General features: G+C 63.8%; 21 protein-coding genes. 2 read left to right on the top strand and 19 right to left on the bottom strand.

The window, feature by feature from the left end; all coding sequences use genetic code 11:
* Nucleotides 1-12: 12 nt before the first annotated feature.
* The 9 genes from mltG to RTI28_RS24125 form a co-directional block, all read right to left on the bottom strand.
* The gene (gene mltG, locus RTI28_RS24085) at nt 13-1,185 is read right to left on the bottom strand and encodes an endolytic transglycosylase MltG (protein ID WP_316922791.1); all 1,173 of its coding nucleotides are present in this window, start codon (nt 1,183-1,185) and stop codon (nt 13-15) included.
* Between the two features lie 4 nt (nt 1,186-1,189).
* Nucleotides 1,190-2,005: an aminodeoxychorismate lyase gene (pabC, locus tag RTI28_RS24090; protein WP_316922792.1), complete on the bottom strand. Its 816-nt coding sequence runs from the start codon at nt 2,003-2,005 to the stop codon at nt 1,190-1,192.
* Nucleotides 2,005-3,249 (bottom strand): beta-ketoacyl-ACP synthase II, encoded by a 1,245-nt coding sequence (gene fabF, locus RTI28_RS24095; RefSeq protein ID WP_316922793.1) that lies wholly within the window; start codon nt 3,247-3,249, stop codon nt 2,005-2,007. Before fabF ends, pabC begins: the two co-directional genes overlap by 1 nt.
* Nucleotides 3,250-3,354: 105 nt before the next feature.
* On the bottom strand, nt 3,355-3,591 hold the full coding sequence (gene acpP, locus RTI28_RS24100) for an acyl carrier protein (RefSeq protein WP_011532887.1): 237 nt from the start codon (nt 3,589-3,591) through the stop codon (nt 3,355-3,357).
* A 196-nt stretch (nt 3,592-3,787) separates the two neighbouring features.
* Entirely contained in the window at nt 3,788-4,528 is a 741-nt protein-coding gene (gene fabG / locus RTI28_RS24105) for a 3-oxoacyl-ACP reductase FabG (RefSeq protein WP_316922794.1), read from the bottom strand.
* 14 nt (nt 4,529-4,542) lie between these two features.
* Nucleotides 4,543-5,481: an ACP S-malonyltransferase gene (gene fabD, locus RTI28_RS24110; protein WP_316922795.1), complete on the bottom strand. Its 939-nt coding sequence runs from the start codon at nt 5,479-5,481 to the stop codon at nt 4,543-4,545.
* A gap of 128 nt (nt 5,482-5,609) precedes the next feature.
* A complete protein-coding gene (gene plsX, locus RTI28_RS24115; protein ID WP_410479035.1) occupies nt 5,610-6,620 on the bottom strand; it encodes a phosphate acyltransferase PlsX in 1,011 nt (336 codons plus the stop codon).
* Nucleotides 6,621-6,623: 3 nt separating this feature from the next.
* Nucleotides 6,624-6,806 (bottom strand): 50S ribosomal protein L32, encoded by a 183-nt coding sequence (gene rpmF / locus RTI28_RS24120; RefSeq protein ID WP_009406838.1) that lies wholly within the window; start codon nt 6,804-6,806, stop codon nt 6,624-6,626.
* Nucleotides 6,807-6,819: 13 nt separating this feature from the next.
* Nucleotides 6,820-7,347, bottom strand: coding sequence for a YceD family protein (locus tag RTI28_RS24125; RefSeq protein WP_316922796.1), 528 nt, complete (start codon nt 7,345-7,347; stop codon nt 6,820-6,822).
* A 96-nt stretch (nt 7,348-7,443) separates the two neighbouring features.
* Here RTI28_RS24125 and RTI28_RS24130 point away from each other — a divergent pair, with 96 nt between their 5' ends.
* Nucleotides 7,444-8,022 (top strand): nucleoside triphosphate pyrophosphatase, encoded by a 579-nt coding sequence (locus tag RTI28_RS24130; RefSeq protein ID WP_316922797.1) that lies wholly within the window; start codon nt 7,444-7,446, stop codon nt 8,020-8,022.
* A 60-nt stretch (nt 8,023-8,082) separates the two neighbouring features.
* On the opposite strand, the gene RTI28_RS24135 is transcribed toward RTI28_RS24130, so the two are convergent.
* Genes RTI28_RS24135 through rluC form a run of 3 tightly spaced genes read right to left on the bottom strand, consistent with a single transcriptional unit; the run spans nt 8,083 to nt 10,697 of the window.
* Nucleotides 8,083-9,066 (bottom strand): S49 family peptidase, encoded by a 984-nt coding sequence (locus RTI28_RS24135; RefSeq protein ID WP_316922798.1) that lies wholly within the window; start codon nt 9,064-9,066, stop codon nt 8,083-8,085.
* A 7-nt stretch (nt 9,067-9,073) separates the two neighbouring features.
* Nucleotides 9,074-9,751 carry an HAD-IA family hydrolase gene (locus tag RTI28_RS24140; RefSeq protein ID WP_316922799.1) on the bottom strand — a complete coding sequence of 226 codons (678 nt, stop codon included), beginning with the start codon at nt 9,749-9,751 and terminating at the stop codon, nt 9,074-9,076.
* Entirely contained in the window at nt 9,741-10,697 is a 957-nt protein-coding gene (gene rluC, locus RTI28_RS24145; protein ID WP_316922800.1) for a 23S rRNA pseudouridine(955/2504/2580) synthase RluC, read from the bottom strand. The genes RTI28_RS24140 and rluC overlap by 11 nt, the downstream gene beginning before the upstream one ends.
* A 742-nt stretch (nt 10,698-11,439) precedes the next feature.
* Here rluC and rne point away from each other — a divergent pair.
* A complete protein-coding gene (rne, locus tag RTI28_RS24150) occupies nt 11,440-14,604 on the top strand; it encodes a ribonuclease E (RefSeq protein ID WP_316922801.1) in 3,165 nt (1,054 codons plus the stop codon).
* An 80-nt stretch (nt 14,605-14,684) separates the two neighbouring features.
* On the opposite strand, the gene murB is transcribed toward rne, so the two are convergent.
* Genes murB through RTI28_RS24185 form a run of 7 tightly spaced genes read right to left on the bottom strand, consistent with a single transcriptional unit; the run spans nt 14,685 to nt 19,224 of the window.
* Complete coding sequence (gene murB, locus RTI28_RS24155) at nt 14,685-15,704, bottom strand: UDP-N-acetylmuramate dehydrogenase (RefSeq protein WP_316922802.1); 1,020 nt, start codon at nt 15,702-15,704, stop codon at nt 14,685-14,687.
* Nucleotides 15,701-16,165 (bottom strand): low molecular weight protein-tyrosine-phosphatase, encoded by a 465-nt coding sequence (locus RTI28_RS24160; RefSeq protein ID WP_316922803.1) that lies wholly within the window; start codon nt 16,163-16,165, stop codon nt 15,701-15,703. The genes murB and RTI28_RS24160 overlap by 4 nt, the downstream gene beginning before the upstream one ends.
* On the bottom strand, nt 16,165-16,929 hold the full coding sequence (kdsB, locus tag RTI28_RS24165; RefSeq protein WP_316922804.1) for a 3-deoxy-manno-octulosonate cytidylyltransferase: 765 nt from the start codon (nt 16,927-16,929) through the stop codon (nt 16,165-16,167). The genes RTI28_RS24160 and kdsB overlap by 1 nt, the downstream gene beginning before the upstream one ends.
* Nucleotides 16,926-17,111 (bottom strand): Trm112 family protein, encoded by a 186-nt coding sequence (locus RTI28_RS24170; protein WP_003247142.1) that lies wholly within the window; start codon nt 17,109-17,111, stop codon nt 16,926-16,928. Before RTI28_RS24170 ends, kdsB begins: the two co-directional genes overlap by 4 nt.
* A 39-nt stretch (nt 17,112-17,150) precedes the next feature.
* Nucleotides 17,151-18,161, bottom strand: coding sequence for a tetraacyldisaccharide 4'-kinase (lpxK, locus tag RTI28_RS24175; RefSeq protein WP_316922805.1), 1,011 nt, complete (start codon nt 18,159-18,161; stop codon nt 17,151-17,153).
* On the bottom strand, nt 18,161-18,592 hold the full coding sequence (locus tag RTI28_RS24180) for an ExbD/TolR family protein (protein ID WP_042122314.1): 432 nt from the start codon (nt 18,590-18,592) through the stop codon (nt 18,161-18,163). The genes lpxK and RTI28_RS24180 overlap by 1 nt, the downstream gene beginning before the upstream one ends.
* The gene (locus RTI28_RS24185; protein ID WP_316922806.1) at nt 18,589-19,224 is read right to left on the bottom strand and encodes a MotA/TolQ/ExbB proton channel family protein; all 636 of its coding nucleotides are present in this window, start codon (nt 19,222-19,224) and stop codon (nt 18,589-18,591) included. The genes RTI28_RS24180 and RTI28_RS24185 overlap by 4 nt, the downstream gene beginning before the upstream one ends.
* Nucleotides 19,225-19,284: the final 60 nt, after the last annotated feature.

A 19,284-nucleotide genomic window follows, 5' to 3' on the forward strand; every position in this document is an offset into this window, starting at 1 on the left:
CCTCGAAAAAATTCATTGCGTGGTGGACTCGCCGCTGGCCGGCGCTTCAGGCGCCTCCGCGGGTGCGTTGTCGGGGGCAACCGCAGGGGGTTCGACTGGCGCCTCCTGATCCACGGGAGCGCTCGGCAGCGACTGGCCGTTGCCGTTGGGCAGCGGTGTCGGACTGGAGCGATAGTCCGCACGCCGCTTCAACTGATACTCGCGAACCGCGGAGTTGTGCGCATCGAGATCGTCGGAGAAGACATGGCTGCCATCGCCACGGGCGACGAAATACAGGCTGCTGCCCGGCGTCGGGTTGAGCGCCGCGTGAATCGCCTCGCGTCCGACCATGGCGATCGGTGTCGGCGGCAGACCGGAAATCACGTAGGTGTTGTAAGGGGTGGACTCGCGCAGGTCGGCGCGGGTGATCTTTCCGTTGTAGCGCTCGCCCATGCCATAGATGACCGTGGGATCGGTCTGCAGCAGCATGCCGATCTGCATGCGGCGAACGAACACCCCGGCGATCTGCCCGCGCTCCTGCGGCACGCCGGTTTCCTTTTCCACCAGCGAGGCCATGATCAGTGCCTGGTAGGGATCCCGGTACGGCAGTTCGGCGGGGCGATCAGCCCACTCCTTCGCCAGTACTTCCTCCAGGCGCGCATAAGCCTGCTGCAGCAACTCGACATCGGTCATGCCGCGAACGAACTTGTAGGTATCGGGGAAGAAACGCCCTTCGGGGAAGACCGCGGGATGACCCAGCTTGTCCATGACCTCGGCGTCACTGAGGCCGGCCAGGGTCTGGGTGATCTTTTCGTGCTTGGCCAGGGCCCCACGAACCTGGCGGAAGGTCCAGCCCTCGACCAGGGTCAGGTTGTACTGCACCACATCGCCACGGCGCCAGTCTTCGAACAGGTCGCGCACGGTCATGCCAGGGGTCATGCGATATTCACCGGTGTGCAGAGGCACCCCAGCCATGTTGAAACGCCAGTAGATGCGCAACCAGAACGCATCCTTGATCAGGCCGTCGCTCTCCATCCGGTAGAACATGCGATTGGGGTTGGTGCCGGTGGGGACGTCCAGCAGTTCCTCGCCGGAAAGATGCAGCGGCTGCTCCACCGACGAGCTGACTTTCCAGGCGGAATAGCCAAGTACCAGGCCGGCCAGGATCAGACCGATCTCCAGCAACAACAGCAATTTACGTCTCACGAAATCAGGCATCCAGTAGCGTACGGGCAATGGCCTGCAGTTTACGGGTGAGAGGCCCCGGCGACCAGTTCAGCGATGCAAATGAACGCACCGGCCAGACACCGTAGACACTGTTGCAGAGAAACAATTCATCGGCCTGCTCGAGATCGCTCAGGGACAGGTCGCCAACATGGGTCGGGATGCCTTCATCCGCCGCAGCATCCAGCAGCGCGGCACGCATGACTCCGGCCACGCCACAGCGACTCAGGTCGGCAGTGAACAACTGCTGGTCACGGACCAGGAACAGATTGCTGTACACCCCTTCGATCACCCGGCCGGACATATCCAGCATCAATCCTTCGGCGTACTCGGCGCCCTGCCACTCGGCGCGGGCCAGCACCTGCTCGAGGCGATTGAGGTGCTTGAGCCCGGCCAGCAGCGGTTGCTCGGCCAGTCGCGTCCGGCACGGGAACAGACGCACGCCCTGCTCGGCATTTTCGGCGGGATAAGCGGGAGCGGGATTGCCCTGGAGGATCCTGCGCGGTGCGGCACCGACGGCCGCGGCATAACCGCGCTGGCTATCGCCACGGGTGAGAATCAGCTTGAGCACGCCATCCCCGAGCAACGCGGCATAGCGACTCAGCTCGTCTTCAATCAACAGGAAATCGGCCTCGATCGCCAGGCGCTTGCAACCCAGCGCCAGACGATCGAGGTGGTAGTCAAGCAGGGACAGGCGCCCCGCCTTGACGGCAATGGTCTCGAACAAACCATCGCCATAAGCCAGGCCGCGGCTCTGCAGCGCCAGGGAATCGGCGCCCTGCCCGTCGACCCAGGCCTGCATCAGCCGACGAACCGACGGAACACCAGCGAACCGTTGGTACCACCGAAACCGAAGGAGTTCGACAGCACGACATCGATCGGCATGTTGCGCGCCTCATGGGCGACGAAGTCCAGATCGCAACCAACATCGGGTTCGTCGAGGTTGATGGTGGGCGGTGCCACCTGGCTGTTGATCGCCAGGACGCTGAAGATCGCCTCCACCGCGCCCGCCGCACCCAACAGGTGACCGGTCATGGACTTGGTCGAACTGACCGCCAGCTTGTAAGCATGCTCGCCGAACACCGACTTGACCGCGGCGACTTCCGCCAGGTCACCCGCCGGGGTCGAGGTGCCATGGGCGTTGATGTAGCTCACCTGGCTCGGGTCGATCTTCGCGTCACGCAGGGCGTTGGCCATGCAACGCGCCGCGCCGGCACCGTCCTCGGGAGGCGAGGTCATGTGGTAGGCGTCGCCGCTCATGCCGAAGCCGACCAGCTCGGCATGGATGGTCGCACCACGGGCCTTGGCGTGCTCCAGCTCTTCCAGCACCAGGGCACCGGAGCCATCGGACAGCACGAAGCCGTCGCGCCCCTTGTCCCATGGGCGACTGGCCCGGGTCGGGTCGTCATTGCGGGTCGACAGCGCGCGGGATGCGCCGAAACCACCCATGCCCAGACCACAGGCAGCCATTTCCGCCCCGCCGGCGATCATCACGTCGGCTTCGCCGAACGCAATGTTGCGCGCTGCCATGCCGATACAGTGGGTACCGGTGGTGCAAGCGGTGGCAATGGCATAGTTCGGTCCCTGTACGCCCAGGTGGATGGACAGGAAACCGGAAATCATGTTGATGATCGAACCTGGCACGAAGAACGGCGAAATACGCCGCGGACCTTGCTCGTGCAGGGTACGACTAGTTTCTTCGATATTGGTCAGGCCGCCAATACCCGAGCCCATGGCAACACCGATACGCTCGCGATTGGCATCGGTGACCTCCAGGCCGGCATTGCGTACCGCCTGAAAACCGGCCGCCAGGCCGTACTGGATGAACAAATCGAGCTTGCGAGCTTCCTTGACCGACAGATACTGCTCGACCTCGAAGCCCTTGACCGAGCCGCCAAAACGGGTGGAGTAGGCAGAAAGGTCCGTATGCTCGATCAGACCAATGCCACTGCGGCCAGCCAGAATGCCCTGCCAACTGCTCGGCACATCGGTACCCAGTGGCGACAGCATACCCATACCGGTGACCACGACGCGTCTACGCGACACAGCGCTCTCCTTATTCTATATGTCTACATCTCTTGCAAAGAAAAAACCGCACGCCGGCAAAGGCAGTGCGGTTTTTCCCTGACAAGAAGCGACGACTATGAAGTCTTAGCCCTGGTGGGCGTTGACGTAGTCGATAGCAGCTTGAACAGTAGTGATCTTCTCGGCTTCTTCGTCAGGAATCTCGGTTTCGAATTCCTCTTCCAGAGCCATCACCAGCTCAACGGTGTCAAGGGAATCGGCACCCAGATCGTCAACGAAGGAAGACTCGTTCTTCACTTCTTCTTCCTTGACGCCCAGTTGCTCGGCAACGATTTTCTTGACGCGTTCTTCGATGGTGCTCATACCTTGTTTTCACTCCTAATGGACATATGTCAGGCAGCTGGCCGGTGTGTAAGTTTATAGAAAGGCGTCTGCATTTCAAGCTCAACGCATCCCTCCCCTACAGCACCCGCCGACTCCCCTGGAATTAGATTGCAGCTTTATAACGGATTTTAGTCAGCACGTATGACATTTTTTTAAAACAATCCGTCACATTTGACTACATGTACATCCCGCCGTTGACCGGAATGGTGGCGCCGGTTACGTATGCCGCACCGTCGGATGCCAGGAATGCGACCACTTTCGCGATCTCATCGGCCTGACCCAGACGGCCCAGCGGAATTTGCGTCGTCAGCGATTCACGATGCGCTTCAGGCAGCTCGCGGGTCATATCGGTGTCGATAAAACCTGGAGCGACCGCGTTCACGGTAATCGCACGGGAGCCCACTTCGCGGGCCAGTGCGCGACTGAAACCTTCCAGACCGGCCTTGGCGGCGGCGTAGTTGACCTGGCCCGCGTTACCCATGGCACCGACCACCGAGCCGATGCTGATGATACGACCCCAGCGTGCCTTGGTCATGCCGCGCAGCACACCCTTGGACAGACGGTAGAGGCTGTTCAGGTTGGTGTCGATGACATCGAACCACTCGTCATCCTTCATGCGCATCATCAGGGTATCGCGGGTGATGCCGGCGTTGTTGACCAGGATCGCCGGCGCACCGAATTGCTCCTGAATGGCAGCCAGCACCGCGGTCACCGACTCGTCGCTGGTAACGTTCAGTTCCAGACCGGTACCGGCGATACCATGTTCCTTCAGGGTCGCGGCGATACGCTCGGCGCCCGAAGCGGATGTGGCGGTACCGATCACGGTCGCGCCCAGGCGGCCCAGCTCCAGGGCAATGGCCTGACCGATGCCACGGCTGGCGCCGGTGACCAGTGCAACTTTACCTTGCAGACTCATGCAAGCTCTCCTAATTAAGCCAGCGCCGCGCGCGCAGCGGCGACGGCATCCGGGGTGTTGAGATTGTAGGTGGTCACGCCATCGGCACAACGCTTGTTCAGACCGGCCAGAACCTTGCCCGGGCCACACTCGACCAGTTGCACCGCGCCCTGGGCGGCCAGGGTCTGCACGCACTCGACCCAGCGAACCGGCTTGTACAGCTGCTCCAGCAGGTCGCGCTTGAGGATTTCCAGGTCGGCGGGTACCGCTGCGCTGACATTCTGTACCACCGGGATTTCCGGGGCCTTCCACTCGATGGCATTGACCGAGTCAGCAAAACGCTCGGCGGCCGGACGCATCAGTTCGCAGTGCGATGGCACGCTGACCGGCAGCGGCAGGGCACGCTTGGCACCACGGGCCTTGCAGCCTTCGATGGCGCGCTCGACCGCGGCCTTGGCACCGGCAATGACCACCTGGCCCGGAGAGTTGAAGTTGACCGCACTGACCACATCGCCCTGCGCCGCTTCGGCACAGATGGCGACGACATCGGCGTCGTCCAGACCGAGGATGGCCGCCATGGCGCCCTGACCGGCCGGCACGGCTTCCTGCATCAGTTGACCGCGACGCTCGACCAGCTTGACCGCATCAGTCAGGCTCAGGCTGCCGGCAGCGACCAGCGCGCTGTATTCACCCAGGCTGTGCCCGGAAACGAATGCCGGACGCGCGCCACCTTCGGCCAGCCACAGGCGCCACAGGGCGATCGAGGCGGTGAGGATGGCAGGCTGGGTTTTGTCGGTTTGGTTGAGTTGCTCTTCCGGACCGTTCTGGACCAGTGCCCAGAGGTCGTAGCCCAGAGCCTCGGAGGCCTCGCTGAAGGTATCGATGACCAGCTGATGCTGGGCGCCCAGCTCGGCGAGCATGCCGAGAGACTGCGAACCTTGACCAGGAAAGACGAATGCGAGGGATGCAGACATTGAACAAGCCCCTAGTGATCTTGTCGTCGAAAATGAGTGTCCAGCCGCAGCTGGACACAAGAAAACCGAAAGTTTGGATGGTCACGAAAACCAAGCGGTCACATTTAACCACTTCCTGGCGAATATGCCTAAAGCAACAGATCCTCCAGCCGACCGTGCAGACGCTGGGGCAGGTTTTCCTGGATTTCGATCAGCGCGCGCTGGATAGCGCTCTGGAAACCCTGCACCCCGGCTGAGCCGTGGCTCTTTATGACGATACCCTGCAGGCCGAGGAAACTCGCGCCATTGTGGCGCGCCGGCGCCAGATCGGCCTGCAGACGCCGCAGCAGCGGCATGGCCATCGCGCCGACCAGACGCGACGCGACGCTGCTACGGAACAGCGCCTCGATGCGGGCACCGATCATGGTGGCCAGACCTTCGCTGGACTTGAGCAGGATGTTGCCAACGAAACCGTCGCACACCACCACGTCCGCCTCGCCACGATACAGGCCGTCGCCCTCGACGAAGCCGATATAGTTGAGGCCGCGGGCCTGCTGCAGCAGGCTGGCCGCCAGCTTGACCTGCTGGTTGCCCTTGATGTCTTCGGTACCGACGTTGAGCAATGCCACCCGCGGCCGGGAAATCCCCAGGGCCTGGGCCGCGACCGAGCCCATCACGGCGAACTGGTACAGGTGCTCGGCGCTGCAATCGACATTGGCGCCGAGATCGAGCAACTGGCAGTAACCGCGCTGGGTCGGAATCGCCGCCACCATCGCCGGACGATCGATGCCGGGCAAGGTCTTGAGCACGTAGCGAGACAACGCCATCAGCGCACCGGTGTTGCCAGCACTGACGCAGGCCTGAACCTTGCCATCACGCAATAATTCGAGCGCCACGCGCATCGACGAGTCGGGCTTGCCACGCAACGCCTGGGACGGCCTCTCGTCCATGCCGATCACTTCGCTCGCCGCAACGATCTGCAGGCGTGCGCGATCCGCAGCCGACTGGCCAGCGATCAGGTCTTCAAGGAGGGAGGGTTGACCGACGAGGGTCAGGTGAAGCGAGGGGGTAGCCGAGAGACAAGCAAGGCTTGCCTGGACAATGCTGCGGGGACCGAAGTCCCCGCCCATTGCGTCGATCGCAATGATCTGAGCGGACAAGGATTACTCGTCGGCGCCCTTGTCGATCACTTTACGACCACGGTATACGCCTTCTGGCGAAACGTGGTGACGCAGGTGAACTTCACCGGTGGTTTTCTCTACGGACAGGGCGTTGGCTTCGAGGGCATCGTGCGAACGGCGCATGTCACGGGCAGAGCGGGATTTTTTGTTCTGCTGAACAGCCATAATTGATTAACTCCTAAACGTTTGGGTCACGCTTTAACTGCGCCAATACACTGAACGGGTTGGACCGCTTTACCTCGTCCTCGCTCGGTTCGGGCTCATCGGCGCCCGCCGGCTGCTGGCATTCTTCCGGATGATGAGCAGGCACGATGGGCAAGGCAAGCAACAGCTCTTCCTCGACCAATGCCTGCAGATCCAAAGGATCCTCGCCCAGTTCCAGCACGTCATAACCTTTCGGCAACGACTGGGTATTCGCACCCTCCTTCACCACGGCGTAAGTACATTCGCTGTGGATCGGCAGGGTGACCAGCTCAAGACAACGCTGGCAAACCATCTTGACGTCGACGTTGAGATCGGTGTGGACAACCACCGTACCTTGCTCGTCTCGTTCAAAATCGAATTTGGCCTGCACCGTACCGACATTGTCGGAAAGCGGGTCGCAGAGTCTCTCCAAATCGGCGAGCGGTACGCTTCCTTCGATGGAAACGCCACGATCGGCCAATTTGCGCGGGTCAACGTGAGGTGGAATCGGGTCATTCAACATAGGCGCAGCATTCTAGGGATGCCCCCCGCCGCTGTCAAAGGAAATTCCGCCAAGATCCGGCATGTTAGAATCGACGAACCTGCACTGGAGTACCTCATGCTACCGCTGATCCTGGCTTCCAGCTCTCCCTACCGGCGCGAACTGCTGGCGCGCCTGCATCTGCCATTCGATTGGGCCTCGCCGGATATCGACGAACGGCGCCTGGCCGACGAGCCCGCGATCAACCTGGTCAAGCGTCTGGCCCGGGAAAAGGCCCGCGCCCTGGCGGATCGCCATCCCGCCCACCTGATCATCGGCTCCGACCAGGTCGCCGTGCTCGGCGAACAGATACTCGGCAAACCGCACACCTTCGACAAGGCCTGCGAGCAGCTGCTGGCCGCCAGCGGCAATCACGTCACCTTCCTCACCGGCGTCGCCCTGCTCAACAGCGCGACAGGCGAATGCCAGGTGGATTGCGTGCCGTTCAGCGTGTACATGCGCGATCTCGACCTGCCACGCATCGAGCGCTATCTGCGCCTCGAACAACCCTACGACTGCGCCGGCAGCTTCAAGTGCGAAGGCCTCGGTGTCAGCCTGTTCCAGAGCACCCATGGCTGCGACGCCACCAGCCTGATCGGCCTGCCACTGATCCGCCTGGTGGACATGCTAATAAAGGAAGGCGTCAACGTTCCCTGAGCAGCCCACACGCCAATAAAAAGCCGACCCCGAGGTCGGCTTTTTCAGTGACGACGACAATCAGCGCAGGGTCGGCCCCTGGAAGCCCATCCACATCGCCAGATGCTCGGCGACACTGGCACCGAGACGCTTGGAGAAGCGATCGAACGGCGATTCCTCGATGGTGAAGTCCACCAGATCCTTCTCGCCCACCACTTCCCGAGCGACGTAACCGGCGCTGCCCAGGGCGTCCACCAGGCCCAGGTCGACAGCCTGCTCACCAGACCAGATCAGCCCACTGAACAGCTCGGGATGCTCCTTGTCCTTCAGGCGCTCGCCACGCCCCTGCTTCACGCTGGCAATGAACTGCTTGTGGGTGGTCTCCAGCACCTGCTGCCAGAAGCGGGTTTCTTCCGGCTTCTCCGGCTGGAACGGATCGAGGAACGACTTGTGCTCACCCGCCGTATAGCTGCGGCGCTCGACACCCAGTTTTTCCATGGTGCCGACAAAACCGTAACCTGCCGCGGTAACGCCGATGGAGCCCACCAGGCTGGCCTTGTCGGCATAGATGCGGTCCGCCGCGCTGGCGATGTAGTAGGCACCGGACGCGCCGAGATCGGTGATCACCGCATACAGCTTGATCTCCGGGTACTCAGCGCGCAGGCGCCGGATCTCGTCATACACATAACCCGCCTGGACCGGACTGCCACCAGGACTGTTGATGCGCAGGACCACGGCCTTGGTCTTGGGATCCTTGAACGCCGCGCGCATGCTGCCGATGATGTTGTCGGCACTGGCCTCTTCCTTGTCGGCGATCACGCCACGGACTTCGACCAGGGCCGTGTGCCCGCTGCCACCGACCGCACCCGCCTCCATCTTCGCCAGCGGCGAGAACAGGAACAGGATGCCGAACAGATAGAAGAACGTCAGCAGCTTGAAGAAGATCCCCCAGCGCCGCGCCCTGCGCTGCTCCTGGACACTGGCCAGCAGGGTCCTTTCCAGCAGTTGCCAGCTCTTCTGCTCTTCGTTCTTCTCTTCGCGGGGTGCCTTCCACTCATCGACCATGTTTTACCTACCCTGGAAATACCGCTGCAGCCGCCCGTCCAAGCCAGGCCTGCAACTGTGAAAAGTGATCGATAGACAACCGTGGCCGATGAACGCTCAACGCCTCCAGCGACATCGCACCATAACCCACCGCCACCGAATGCATTCCGGCGTTGTTCGCCATGATCAGGTCGAACGCCGAATCACCCACCATCAGCGCCCGCGAGGCCGGCACTTGGCAGTGCGCGAGAATTTCTTCCAGCATCAGCGGATGTGGCTTGCCGCGGCTTTCGTCGGCGGCACGGGTGATATCGAAGAAGTTTTCCCAACCATTGGCACGCAGCACCCGATCCAGCCCACGCCGGGCCTTGCCGGTGGCCACCGCCAGACGGTAGCCCTCGGCGCGGAAGGCGTCCAGCGCCTCGAGCACGCCAGGGAACAGCGGCGAAGGCTGGTCGTCCAGGGCCATGTAGATATCGGCGTAGTGCTGGCGGAAGGTCATGACCTCGGCCTCGTCCAACTGCGGATACAACACGCTGATCGCTTCCGGCAGGGCCAGGCCGATGATGCCCTTGACCGCGTCCTCACTGCACAGCGAGTAACCGGCACGCTCGGACGCGCCATGCATCGCCTCGACGATGCGACCGATGGAGTCGGCCAGGGTGCCATCCCAATCGAAGATCAGCAGGTCGTAATCACGTTGCACTCAGGCGCTCCACAGTCTGGGCCCACATCTCGTCGACCGGCGCCTCGAGCTTCAGCTCGCCGCCATCCGGCAGCGGCACGGTCAGGGCGTAGGCGTGCAGGAACAGGCGCTTGCCACCCAGCTCGCGAATCTCGCGGGTGAAGTCCTCGTCACCGTACTTGCTGTCGCCGGCAATGGAGTGCCCGGCATGCAGGGCATGCACACGAATCTGGTGGGTGCGTCCGGTGATCGGGCGAGCCTCGACCATGGTGGCGAAATCGCCGAAGCGGCGCAGTACGCGGAACACCGTCAGCGCCTCCTTGCCCTCGTCGTTGACCTCGACCATGCGCTCGCCGGAACGCAGGTTGCTCTTGAGCAGCGGCGCGTTGATCTGCTTCTTGGCGGTCGCCCAGTGCCCACGCACCAGTGCCATGTAGCGCTTGTCGACACCGTCGCCACGCAGGGCGGTGTGCAGATGGCGGAGCATGCTGCGCTTCTTGGCGATCATCAGCAGGCCGGAGGTGTCGCGATCGAGGCGGTGCACCAGCTCCAGCTCCTTGGCGTCCGGGCGCAACTGGCGAAACGCCTCGATCACGCCAAAGCTCAGGCCACTGCCGCCGTGCACCGCGATGCCCGCCGGCTTGTTCAGCACGATCAGCGCCTTGTCTTCGTAGACAATCGCCGCTTCCAGGCGCTGCAACAGCCCCTGGGCCACCGGAACCGGCTCGTCGCGTTCGGGCAGACGAACGGGCGGGACACGCACGACATCGCCAGCCTGGATCTTGTATTCGGGCTTGATACGGCCCTTGTTAACCCGCACTTCGCCTTTGCGCAAAATGCGATAAATCAAGGTCTTGGGAACACCCTTGAGGACATTGACAAGGAAGTTGTCGATACGCTGGCCGGCAAGTTCCGGCGGGACTTCGATCAGTTGGACACTGGAAGTCGGAGGGGTATTGGTCGTCATTTGCGAATCATAACAATTTTTTATGGATTTGAAGCACTTAATGATTGCTGCTATAGTCGCGAACGCCGCCAAAAGCGGCTGGCCAGCGGACCAGTGGCTTCAAGCCGGTCCTGACCTACGCAAATCTCGAGGACGCGAGGCCGTCCGACGGGGTTTTCGCCAGTTTACAGAAATGCCTGGAATCGCCACCAGCGCCGATGAGAGAAGACCGATAAAAAACAACAAGAGCGGCTTTTGACCCTCCCACCCCGTTTTTTTCGATGCCACTCTTTCCAGTGCCAGCGCTTTCACGCAGTCATGGCGAATGCTTCGGAAATACCTGCCTCAGCCATAAACTGCGCGGGCTCCCGAACCGAGCCGGCGCTAAATGCAACCCGTTGCGGATTCAGCGCGCGGCAGCACCCGATTATCAGGGATACGTGTAGGGTGGAGATGCACAACCGTCGGACCGTGTAGTACTGCGTCCAGCCCGCGGCCACAGGCCAGCGACCGGACCCGTTCTCGATCACGGATGCCCCCCGGGCGTCCACGGACGAAGGCTGATTCCTCCTCCTGACTGACGTGCATTTGACACAACAGCAAGCAGGACGCGTCGTCGCGGCTTCGGCAGCACTGGTCACCAGTCAGTCGAACCCCGCTGGACACGGGATGGCCCCGCCACCCCTGACGCACCTGACACCGACCGTGAGAAGTCGTGTGTGCCGCACGCCGTTTCCGGCAGCCCGGAAACCGACGGTATTACATGAAAAGAATGCTGATTAACGCGACTCAACCCGAAGAGTTGCGTGTTGCTCTGGTAGACGGCCAGCGCCTCTACGACCTGGACATCGAATCCGGTGCGCGCGAGCAGAAGAAGGCCAACATCTACAAAGGCCGGATCACCCGCATCGAACCCAGCCTCGAAGCCGCCTTCGTCGACTTCGGCTCCGAACGCCATGGCTTCCTGCCGCTCAAGGAAATCTCCCGCGAATACTTCAAGAAGGCCCCGGAAGGTCGGGTCAACATCAAGGAAGTACTGAGCGAAGGCCAGGAAGTCATCGTCCAGGTCGAGAAGGAAGAACGTGGCAACAAGGGCGCCGCCCTGACCACCTTCATCAGCCTGGCCGGTCGTTACCTGGTGCTGATGCCGAACAACCCGCGTGCCGGTGGCATCTCGCGCCGCATCGAAGGCGAAGAGCGCAACGAACTGCGCGAGGCCCTCAACGGCCTGGTCGCCCCTGCCGACATGGGCCTGATCGTGCGCACCGCCGGTCTTGGCCGCAGCAGCGAAGAGATGCAGTGGGACCTCGACTACCTGCTGCAACTCTGGACCGCGATCAAGGAAGCCTCCCAGGACCGCGCCGCGCCATTCCTGATCTACCAGGAAAGCAACGTCATCATCCGCGCCATCCGCGACTACCTGCGCCAGGACATCGGCGAAGTGCTGATCGACAGCATCGACGCCCAGGAAGAAGCCCTGACCTTCATCCGCCAGGTGATGCCGCAGTACGCCAGCAAGGTCAAGTTGTACGAAGACAGCGTCCCGCTGTTCAACCGTTTCCAGATCGAAAGCCAGATCGAGACCGCCTTCCAGCGCGTCGTCGACCTGCCGTCCGGCGGCTCGATCGTGATCGACCCGACCGAAGCCCTGGTCTCCATCGACATCAACTCGGCGCGCGCCACCAAGGGTAGCGACATCGAGGAAACCGCCCTGCAGACCAACCTGGAGGCGGCCGAGGAAATCGCCCGCCAACTGCGTCTGCGCGACATCGGCGGCCTGATCGTGATCGACTTCATCGACATGACCCCGGCCAAGAACCAGCGCGCCGTGGAAGAGAAAGTCCGCGAGTGCCTGGAAGCCGACCGCGCCCGCGTCCAGGTTGGCCGCATCTCGCGCTTCGGCCTGCTGGAAATGTCCCGTCAGCGCCTGCGTCCGTCCCTGGGCGAAAGCAGCGGCATCGTCTGCCCGCGCTGCAGCGGCACCGGCATCATCCGTGACGTCGAGTCGCTGTCGCTGGCGATCCTGCGCCTGATCGAGGAAGAAGCCCTCAAGGACCGCACCGCCGAAGTCCGTGCCCAGGTACCGATCCCGGTCGCCGCGTTCCTGCTCAACGAAAAGCGCAACTCGATCACCAAGATCGAACTGCGTACCCGCGCGCGCATCGTCATCCTGCCGAACGATCACCTGGAGACGCCGCACTTCGAAGTCCAGCGTCTGCGCGACGACAATCCGGAAGCCCTGAGCGGCCAGTCCAGCTACGAAATCGCCGCCACCGAAGTCGAGGAAGCGCCGCAAGCCGCCGCCACCCGCACCCTGGTTCGCCAGGAAGCTGCTGTGAAGACCGCTCCGGCCCGCCCCAACGCGCCAGTGCCGACCACCGTCGAGCAACCGGCTCCCGCCGCCCCGGTTCACGTCGCGCCTGAGCCAAGCCTGTTCAAGGGCCTGGTCAAGTCGCTGGTGAGCCTGTTCGCCGGCAACAAGGAAGAGCCTGTCGCCCCGGCCGCCGCCGAGAAGCCTGCCGCCACCGAGCGCCCGCAGCGCAACGAGGAGCGTCGCAACGGTCGTCAGCAGAGCCGCAACCGCAACGGCCGTCGCGAGGAAGACCGCAAGCCGCGTGAAGAGCGTGCCGAGCGCGCACCACGGGAAGAGCGTCAGCCACGCGAGGAAGCCCAGCCACGCGAGGAGCGCGCACCGCGTCCACCGCGCGAAGAGCGTCAACCACGCGCCCCGCGCGAGGAGCGTCGCTCCCGCGAAGAGCGCCCGGTCCGCGAACTGCGCGAGCCGCTGGACGCCGCACCGGCCGTTCGTGAGGAACGCCCGGAACGCGCCCCGCGTGAAGAGCGTCAACCTCGTGAAGAACGTGCCCCGCGTGAAGAGCGCGCACCACGTGAGGAACGCGCTCCTCGCGAAGAGCGTGCCCCTCGTGAAGAACGCCAGCCACGCGAAGAGCGTCAGCCGCGTCCGCCGCGTGAAGAGCGTCAGCCACGCCCTGCCGAGCAGGCCGCCGAGGCTGCCGAGGAGCAACTGCCGAACGAAGAACTGCTGGATGACAATCAGGAAGGCGCCGAAGGCGAACGTCCACGTCGTCGCTCCCGTGGTCAGCGTCGTCGCAGCAACCGTCGTGAGCGCCAACGCGACGCCAACGGCAACCTGGTCGAAGGCAGCGAAGACGGCGCCGACGAAGGTCAGGAGCCGAGCGGCGCCGAACTGGCTGCCGGCCTGGCCGTGACCGCCGCGGTTGCTTCCAGCGCCATCAGCGCCAACGCTGAAGCCGAGGCTCACGCCCAGGCCGAACGCGCCACCGCTACCGTCGAGGAAAGCGCACCGCAGGTCGAGCCTGCACCCGTGCAATCCCAGGCCGCTGAAATCGCTGAAGTCGCCGAGGCGGTGAAGCCTGCCGAGGAAGCAGCGCAAGCCGACATCGCACCGGTCGTCGAGCAGCCTGCCAGCGTCGTCGAAGCTGTCGAGCCGAGCGTCGCTCCTGTGGTCGAGGTCGCTCCAGCGCCTGTCGAGCAGCCTGCCGAAGAGCCTGCACCTGCCGTTGAAGCACCGGCCGAGCCAGTAGCTGCCGCCCAGCCTGAAGTAGTGGAGCCGGTGGTGGAGGTTCAGCCACAAGCCGAGCCTGCGCCAGTGGAAGCCCCGGCCGTCGTGGAAGCGCCAGCCCCTGTGGCCGAAGAAGCCGCTGCGGAGCCTGCGGTCACTGAAGCGCCAGCAGCGACGCTGTCGAATGGCCGTGCCCCGAACGACCCGCGCGAAGTGCGCCGTCGCAAGCGTGAAGCCGAAGCAGCCGCTGCTGCCGCGGCCGCCGCAGCGGCAGCCGCCGAAGCCCAAGTCAGCGAAGCACCTGCCGCCGCGGACAGCGCTGAAGTTGTCGAAGAAGCACCCAAGGCCCTGGAAACCACTGAAGAGCACAAACCGCACTTCTGATTCCAAAGGCTGAAAAAAAGCCCCGCCAGTTAAAACTGGCGGGGCTTTTTATTGCCCGTTGGCTGGCGGGCTGAAGCCTCTCAGTAGAGATTTGGCTCCATCTCCAGCTCAACGCCAAAGCGCGCAAGGATATCGTCCTGGATCTTCTGCGCCAGCACGTGCAACTGCTCGCCAGTCGCCTGGCCGTAATTCACCAGCACCAGCGCCTGTAGCCGATGCACGCCGGCATCGCCGTCGCGGTAGCCCTTCCAACCCGCCTGCTCGATCAGCCAGCCCGCGGCCAGCTTCATCTCGCCATTGGCCTGTGGATAAGCCACCAGCCCGGGATGCTGCCCGCGAATGCGATCGGCCAGCGTGGCGCTGACCACCGGATTCTTGAAGAAGCTGCCGGCATTGCCCAGCTCGGCCGGGTCAGGGAGTTTTTCCCGGCGAATGCTGCAGATCGCCTCACCGACATCCGTCGCCGTCGGCTGCTCGATTCCTCGCTCCGCCAGGCGCTGACGCACCGGACCGTAGTCCAGATGCAGCGGCGCCACGCGGCTGAGGGCAAAGCGCACGCGCAGGATGATCCAGCGTCCGGGATTGCGCTTGAAGTGACTGTCGCGATAGGCGAAACCACACTCGTCGAGGCTGAAATCGCGCAGGTCGCCGGTCTGCCGGTCCAGCGCGGTAAGGCCGGCGAAGACATCCTTGATCTCCACGCCATAGGCGCCGATGTTCTGCATCGGCGCCGCGCCCACGGTACCGGGAATCAGGCTGAGGTTTTCCAGACCGACCAGGCCCTGTCCCAGGGTCCATTGCACGAACGGATGCCAGGCCTCGCCCGCTTCCGCCTCGACCACGACGCGCTGGCCATCATCGGACAACAGGCGGATGCCGCTGCTGCTCATGCGGATCACCAGCGCCGTGACATCCTGGGTCAACAGCAGGTTGCTGCCACCACCGATCACCAGCACCGGCAGATCCTCGGTCGCGGCGTAGGCCAGCAACTGGCGAATCTCGTCGTCGCTGCGGGCCTGGGAGAAATGCCGTGCCATCGCCTCGATGCCGAAGCTGTTGTAAGGCTTGAGGGAAATATTCGATTCGACCCTGGCGCTCATAGCCGTCCCTTCAGTTCGATGACCAGGCCGCGGCAGGCCGCCTCGATCAGGTCGAGGACATGCTCGAAGCCCTGCTCGCCGCCGTAGTAAGGGTCCGGTACCTCGTCCAGCGCGCCTTCGTAGCGGCGCAGGAACAGGTCCAGCTCGGCGCTGGCATGACCCGGACGCATGGCCTGCAGATGGGCCAGGTTGCTCTTGTCCATCGCCAGGATCAGGTCGTAGTGACTGAAATCCTCGCGGCTGACCTGCTGCGCGCGCTGCGCCGACAGATCATAACCACGCAGTTGCGCGGCACGTCGGGTGCGGCTGTCCGGCGGGTTGCCGACATGCCAGTCGCCGGTTCCGGCCGACGCCACCTGGATGACATCGGCCAGGCCGGCCTCGATCAATTGATGGCGCAACACGCCTTCGGCGGTCGGTGAACGACAGATATTGCCCAGGCACACGAACAGGACGCGCATCAGGCCTCCAGCAAGCGCCGGACGCGCTCCAGGTCTTCTGGCGTATCGACACCCACCGGCGGCGCCTGCAGAGCGTCGGCGACATGAATGCGCACGCCGTGCCAGAGCGCGCGAAGTTGCTCCAGCGCCTCGGTACGCTCCAGCCAGCACGGCCCCCAGCCGACGAAGTCCTGGAGGAAGCCGGCGCGGTAGGCGTACATGCCGATGTGGCGGCGATAGGGCACACCTTCCGGCAGGCGCTCGCGACTCTGCGCCAGCGCATCCCGGGCCCAGGGCAACGGCGCGCGACTGAACGTCAGGGCCAGGCCATTGCAGTCGGCGACCACCTTGACCACGTTGGGGTTGAACAGCGCCTCGACCTCGTCGATCGGCTCGCCGAGGGTGGCAATGCCGGCTTCCGGGTGGGCCGCCAGGTTGGCGGCCACCTGGTCGATGATCGCGGGCGGAATCAGCGGCTCGTCGCCCTGCACGTTGACCACGATGGCATCGGCGGGCAGCTGCAGGGCAGCGGCGACTTCGGCCAGACGGTCGGTGCCGGACTCATGGTCGTCACGGGTCAGCAGGACTTCCGCGCCAAAGGCCTTGCACGCCTCGACGATGCTCGCATCGTCGGTGGCGATCACCACGCGGCTGGCGCTGCTCTTGCGGGCCTGTTCCCAGACATGCTGGATCATCGGCTTGCCGGCGATCGGCAGCAGCGGTTTGCCCGGCAGGCGCGTGGAGCGCAGGCGGGCCGGAATCACGACGGTGAAGGCCAGGCTCATTTGTCCAGGCGCTCGTCGTCGGTCAGGGTGCGTGCTTCACTTTCCAGCATCACCGGGATGCCGTCGCGGATCGGGTAGGCGAGACCTGCGCCCTTGCTGATCAGCTCGGTCTTGTCGGCGCTGAGCTTGAGCGGGCCCTTGGTGATCGGGCAAGCGAGGATATCGAGCAGTTTGGTGTCCATGGGGTATTCCTCAGGCCTGTGGCCGGAAACAGAAAAGAATCAGGGCTGCCGGGAGTGCGGCAGCAAGCGTGCCAGTTGCTCGTCGAGCCAGCTCGTGAAGGCCGGCGACGGCTGCGCATCGACGGCAAGATACCACCAGTGCGCTGCGGCGAAAGCGCGGCATTTCACAGCATCCTTCTCGGTCATCACCACGGGCAGCGGCGGACTGAAATTCAGGGCTTCGGCGCTGAACGCGGCATGATCGGCGAAAGGATGCTCCAGCGGCTTCCAGTCTAGTCCGCGCAGGGTATCGAAGAAACGCTTCGGGTTGCCGATACCGGCCACGGCGTGCAGGGCCTGGCCGGCGGGAAAGTGATCCAGCGCGCGGCGCTCGCCGCTCTGCAGATTGACCAGCGCGGTGGGCTGCAGGGTGAAGGCGAAACCGTCATCCCGATCGGCGAGCGCGCCGTTGTACAGCACGGCATCGACCTCGCGCAGGCGCTCCACCGGCTCACGCAGCGGCCCCGCCGGCAGGCAGCGACGATTGCCGAGGCCACGGGCGGCGTCGATCAGCACCAGCTCCAGATCGCGGGCGAGGCGGTAGTGCTGCAGGCCGTCGTCGCAGAGGATCAGGTCCAGCGGCTCGGCCTCGAGCAGGGCGCGTACCGCCTGCGAGCGGTCCGGATCGATCATCAGCGCGACGCCGCTGCGCTGCACGATCAACAGGGGCTCGTCCCCGGCGTGTTCGGCCGGCTGGTCGGCGCGTACCCGCCATGGCAGTTGCGGCGGTTTCGCCCCGTAGCCACGACTGACCACGCCGACGCGCAGGCCGCGCTGCCGACAATGTTCGATGAGATAGAGGATCAGCGGCGTCTTGCCAGTACCGCCGACCGTGATGTTGCCCACCACCAGCACCGGCACCGGGGCGCGGTAGATGCTGCCCTCCCCGGCCAGGAAACGCTCGCGCTTGCCGAGCACCACCTTGCGGTACAGGGCCTCCAGCGGCGAAAGCAGCGCGAGCAGCGGATGGCCCTTGTACCACGCCTCCAGCAGACGATCGGCGAAAGCCATCAGGGCGTCCCCGGTGCGGCCTCGACCGTGGTCATGCGCAGGTGGCTGAAGCCGAGCTTGCCGGCCGCGTCCATCGCGGTCACCACGGCCTGGTGCGGCGTCTTGCCATCAGCGCTGATCGCCAGCGGCAGCTTGTTGTCACCCGCGGATTCCTTTTGCAACGCCTCGGTCAGGGTCGCCAGGTCGCTCTTGGGCAGCAGGTGGTTGTTCACCGAATAGACGCCTTCGGCGCTGATGGTGATTTCCACCAGCTTCTGCTCGGAGTCCTCCGGCGGCGTGGCACTGGCGGCCTCCGGCAACTCGACGCGCAATTGGGTTTCGCGGGTGAAGGTGGTGGTGACCACGAAGAACAGCAACAGGATGAAGACCACATCGATCAACGACGCCAGATTGATGTCAACGTTCTCGCGTTGCTTGCGCCGGAATTTCACGCCTTGCCCTCGGACAGATCGACGTCACGGTCACCCTGCAGCACTTCGACCAACTTGATCGCCTCCTGCTCCATGCCGACAACCAGTTCGTCGATGCGGCGTTGCAGGAAACGGTGGAAGAACACCGCCGGAATACCGACCATCAGGCCCGCGGCGGTGGTGATCAGCGCCTTGGAGATACCGCCGGCGAGCACCGCGGCGTTGGCGGTCATGCCCGAGCCCATGAACGAGCTGAAGATGTCGATCATGCCCAGCACGGTGCCGAGCAGCCCCAGCAGCGGCGCCATGGCGGCGATGGTGCCGAGCGCGTTGATGTAGCGTTCGAGTTCGTGGATGACCCGGGCGGCGGCTTCCTCGATGCATTCCTTCATGATCTCGCGGCCATGGCGGGAATTGGCCAGGCCGGCGGCAAGAATCTCGCCCAGCGGCGAATCGGCGCGCAGCGCCTTGAGTTTCTCGGTGTTGAGTTGCTTGTCCTTGATCCAGCGCCAGACCTGGCCCAGCAGGTGCGGCGGTGTCACGCGGCTGGCACGCAGGGTCCACAGGCGCTCAGCGACGATAGCCATGGCAGCGATGGAACTCAGAATGATCGGCAGCATCATCCAACCACCGGACTTGACCAATTCCCACACAGTAAGGATCCCCTCGGAAAAAGTTCTGCACTCTACCATAGGGGCCGTGGCTGCCGAAGG

It is taken from the genome of Pseudomonas sp. zfem002, assembly GCF_032621685.1.
GTDB classification, from domain to species: Bacteria; Pseudomonadota; Gammaproteobacteria; order Pseudomonadales; family Pseudomonadaceae; genus Aquipseudomonas; species Aquipseudomonas japonica.

Coding starts and splice junctions, on each gene's coding strand:
- pabC (WP_316922792.1), bottom strand. CDS start 2,005: ATGCAGGCCTGGGTCGACGGGCAGGGCGCCGATTCCCTGGCGCTGCAG.
- acpP (WP_011532887.1), bottom strand. CDS start 3,591: ATGAGCACCATCGAAGAACGCGTCAAGAAAATCGTTGCCGAGCAACTG.
- fabG (WP_316922794.1), bottom strand. CDS start 4,528: ATGAGTCTGCAAGGTAAAGTTGCACTGGTCACCGGCGCCAGCCGTGGC.
- fabD (WP_316922795.1), bottom strand. CDS start 5,481: ATGTCTGCATCCCTCGCATTCGTCTTTCCTGGTCAAGGTTCGCAGTCT.
- rpmF (WP_009406838.1), bottom strand. CDS start 6,806: ATGGCTGTTCAGCAGAACAAAAAATCCCGCTCTGCCCGTGACATGCGC.
- RTI28_RS24125 (WP_316922796.1), bottom strand. CDS start 7,347: ATGTTGAATGACCCGATTCCACCTCACGTTGACCCGCGCAAATTGGCC.
- RTI28_RS24130 (WP_316922797.1), top strand. CDS start 7,444: ATGCTACCGCTGATCCTGGCTTCCAGCTCTCCCTACCGGCGCGAACTG.
- RTI28_RS24135 (WP_316922798.1), bottom strand. CDS start 9,066: ATGGTCGATGAGTGGAAGGCACCCCGCGAAGAGAAGAACGAAGAGCAG.
- rluC (WP_316922800.1), bottom strand. CDS start 10,697: ATGACGACCAATACCCCTCCGACTTCCAGTGTCCAACTGATCGAAGTC.
- rne (WP_316922801.1), top strand. CDS start 11,440: ATGAAAAGAATGCTGATTAACGCGACTCAACCCGAAGAGTTGCGTGTT.
- murB (WP_316922802.1), bottom strand. CDS start 15,704: ATGAGCGCCAGGGTCGAATCGAATATTTCCCTCAAGCCTTACAACAGC.
- RTI28_RS24160 (WP_316922803.1), bottom strand. CDS start 16,165: ATGCGCGTCCTGTTCGTGTGCCTGGGCAATATCTGTCGTTCACCGACC.
- kdsB (WP_316922804.1), bottom strand. CDS start 16,929: ATGAGCCTGGCCTTCACCGTCGTGATTCCGGCCCGCCTGCGCTCCACG.
- RTI28_RS24170 (WP_003247142.1), bottom strand. CDS start 17,111: ATGGACACCAAACTGCTCGATATCCTCGCTTGCCCGATCACCAAGGGC.
- lpxK (WP_316922805.1), bottom strand. CDS start 18,161: ATGGCTTTCGCCGATCGTCTGCTGGAGGCGTGGTACAAGGGCCATCCG.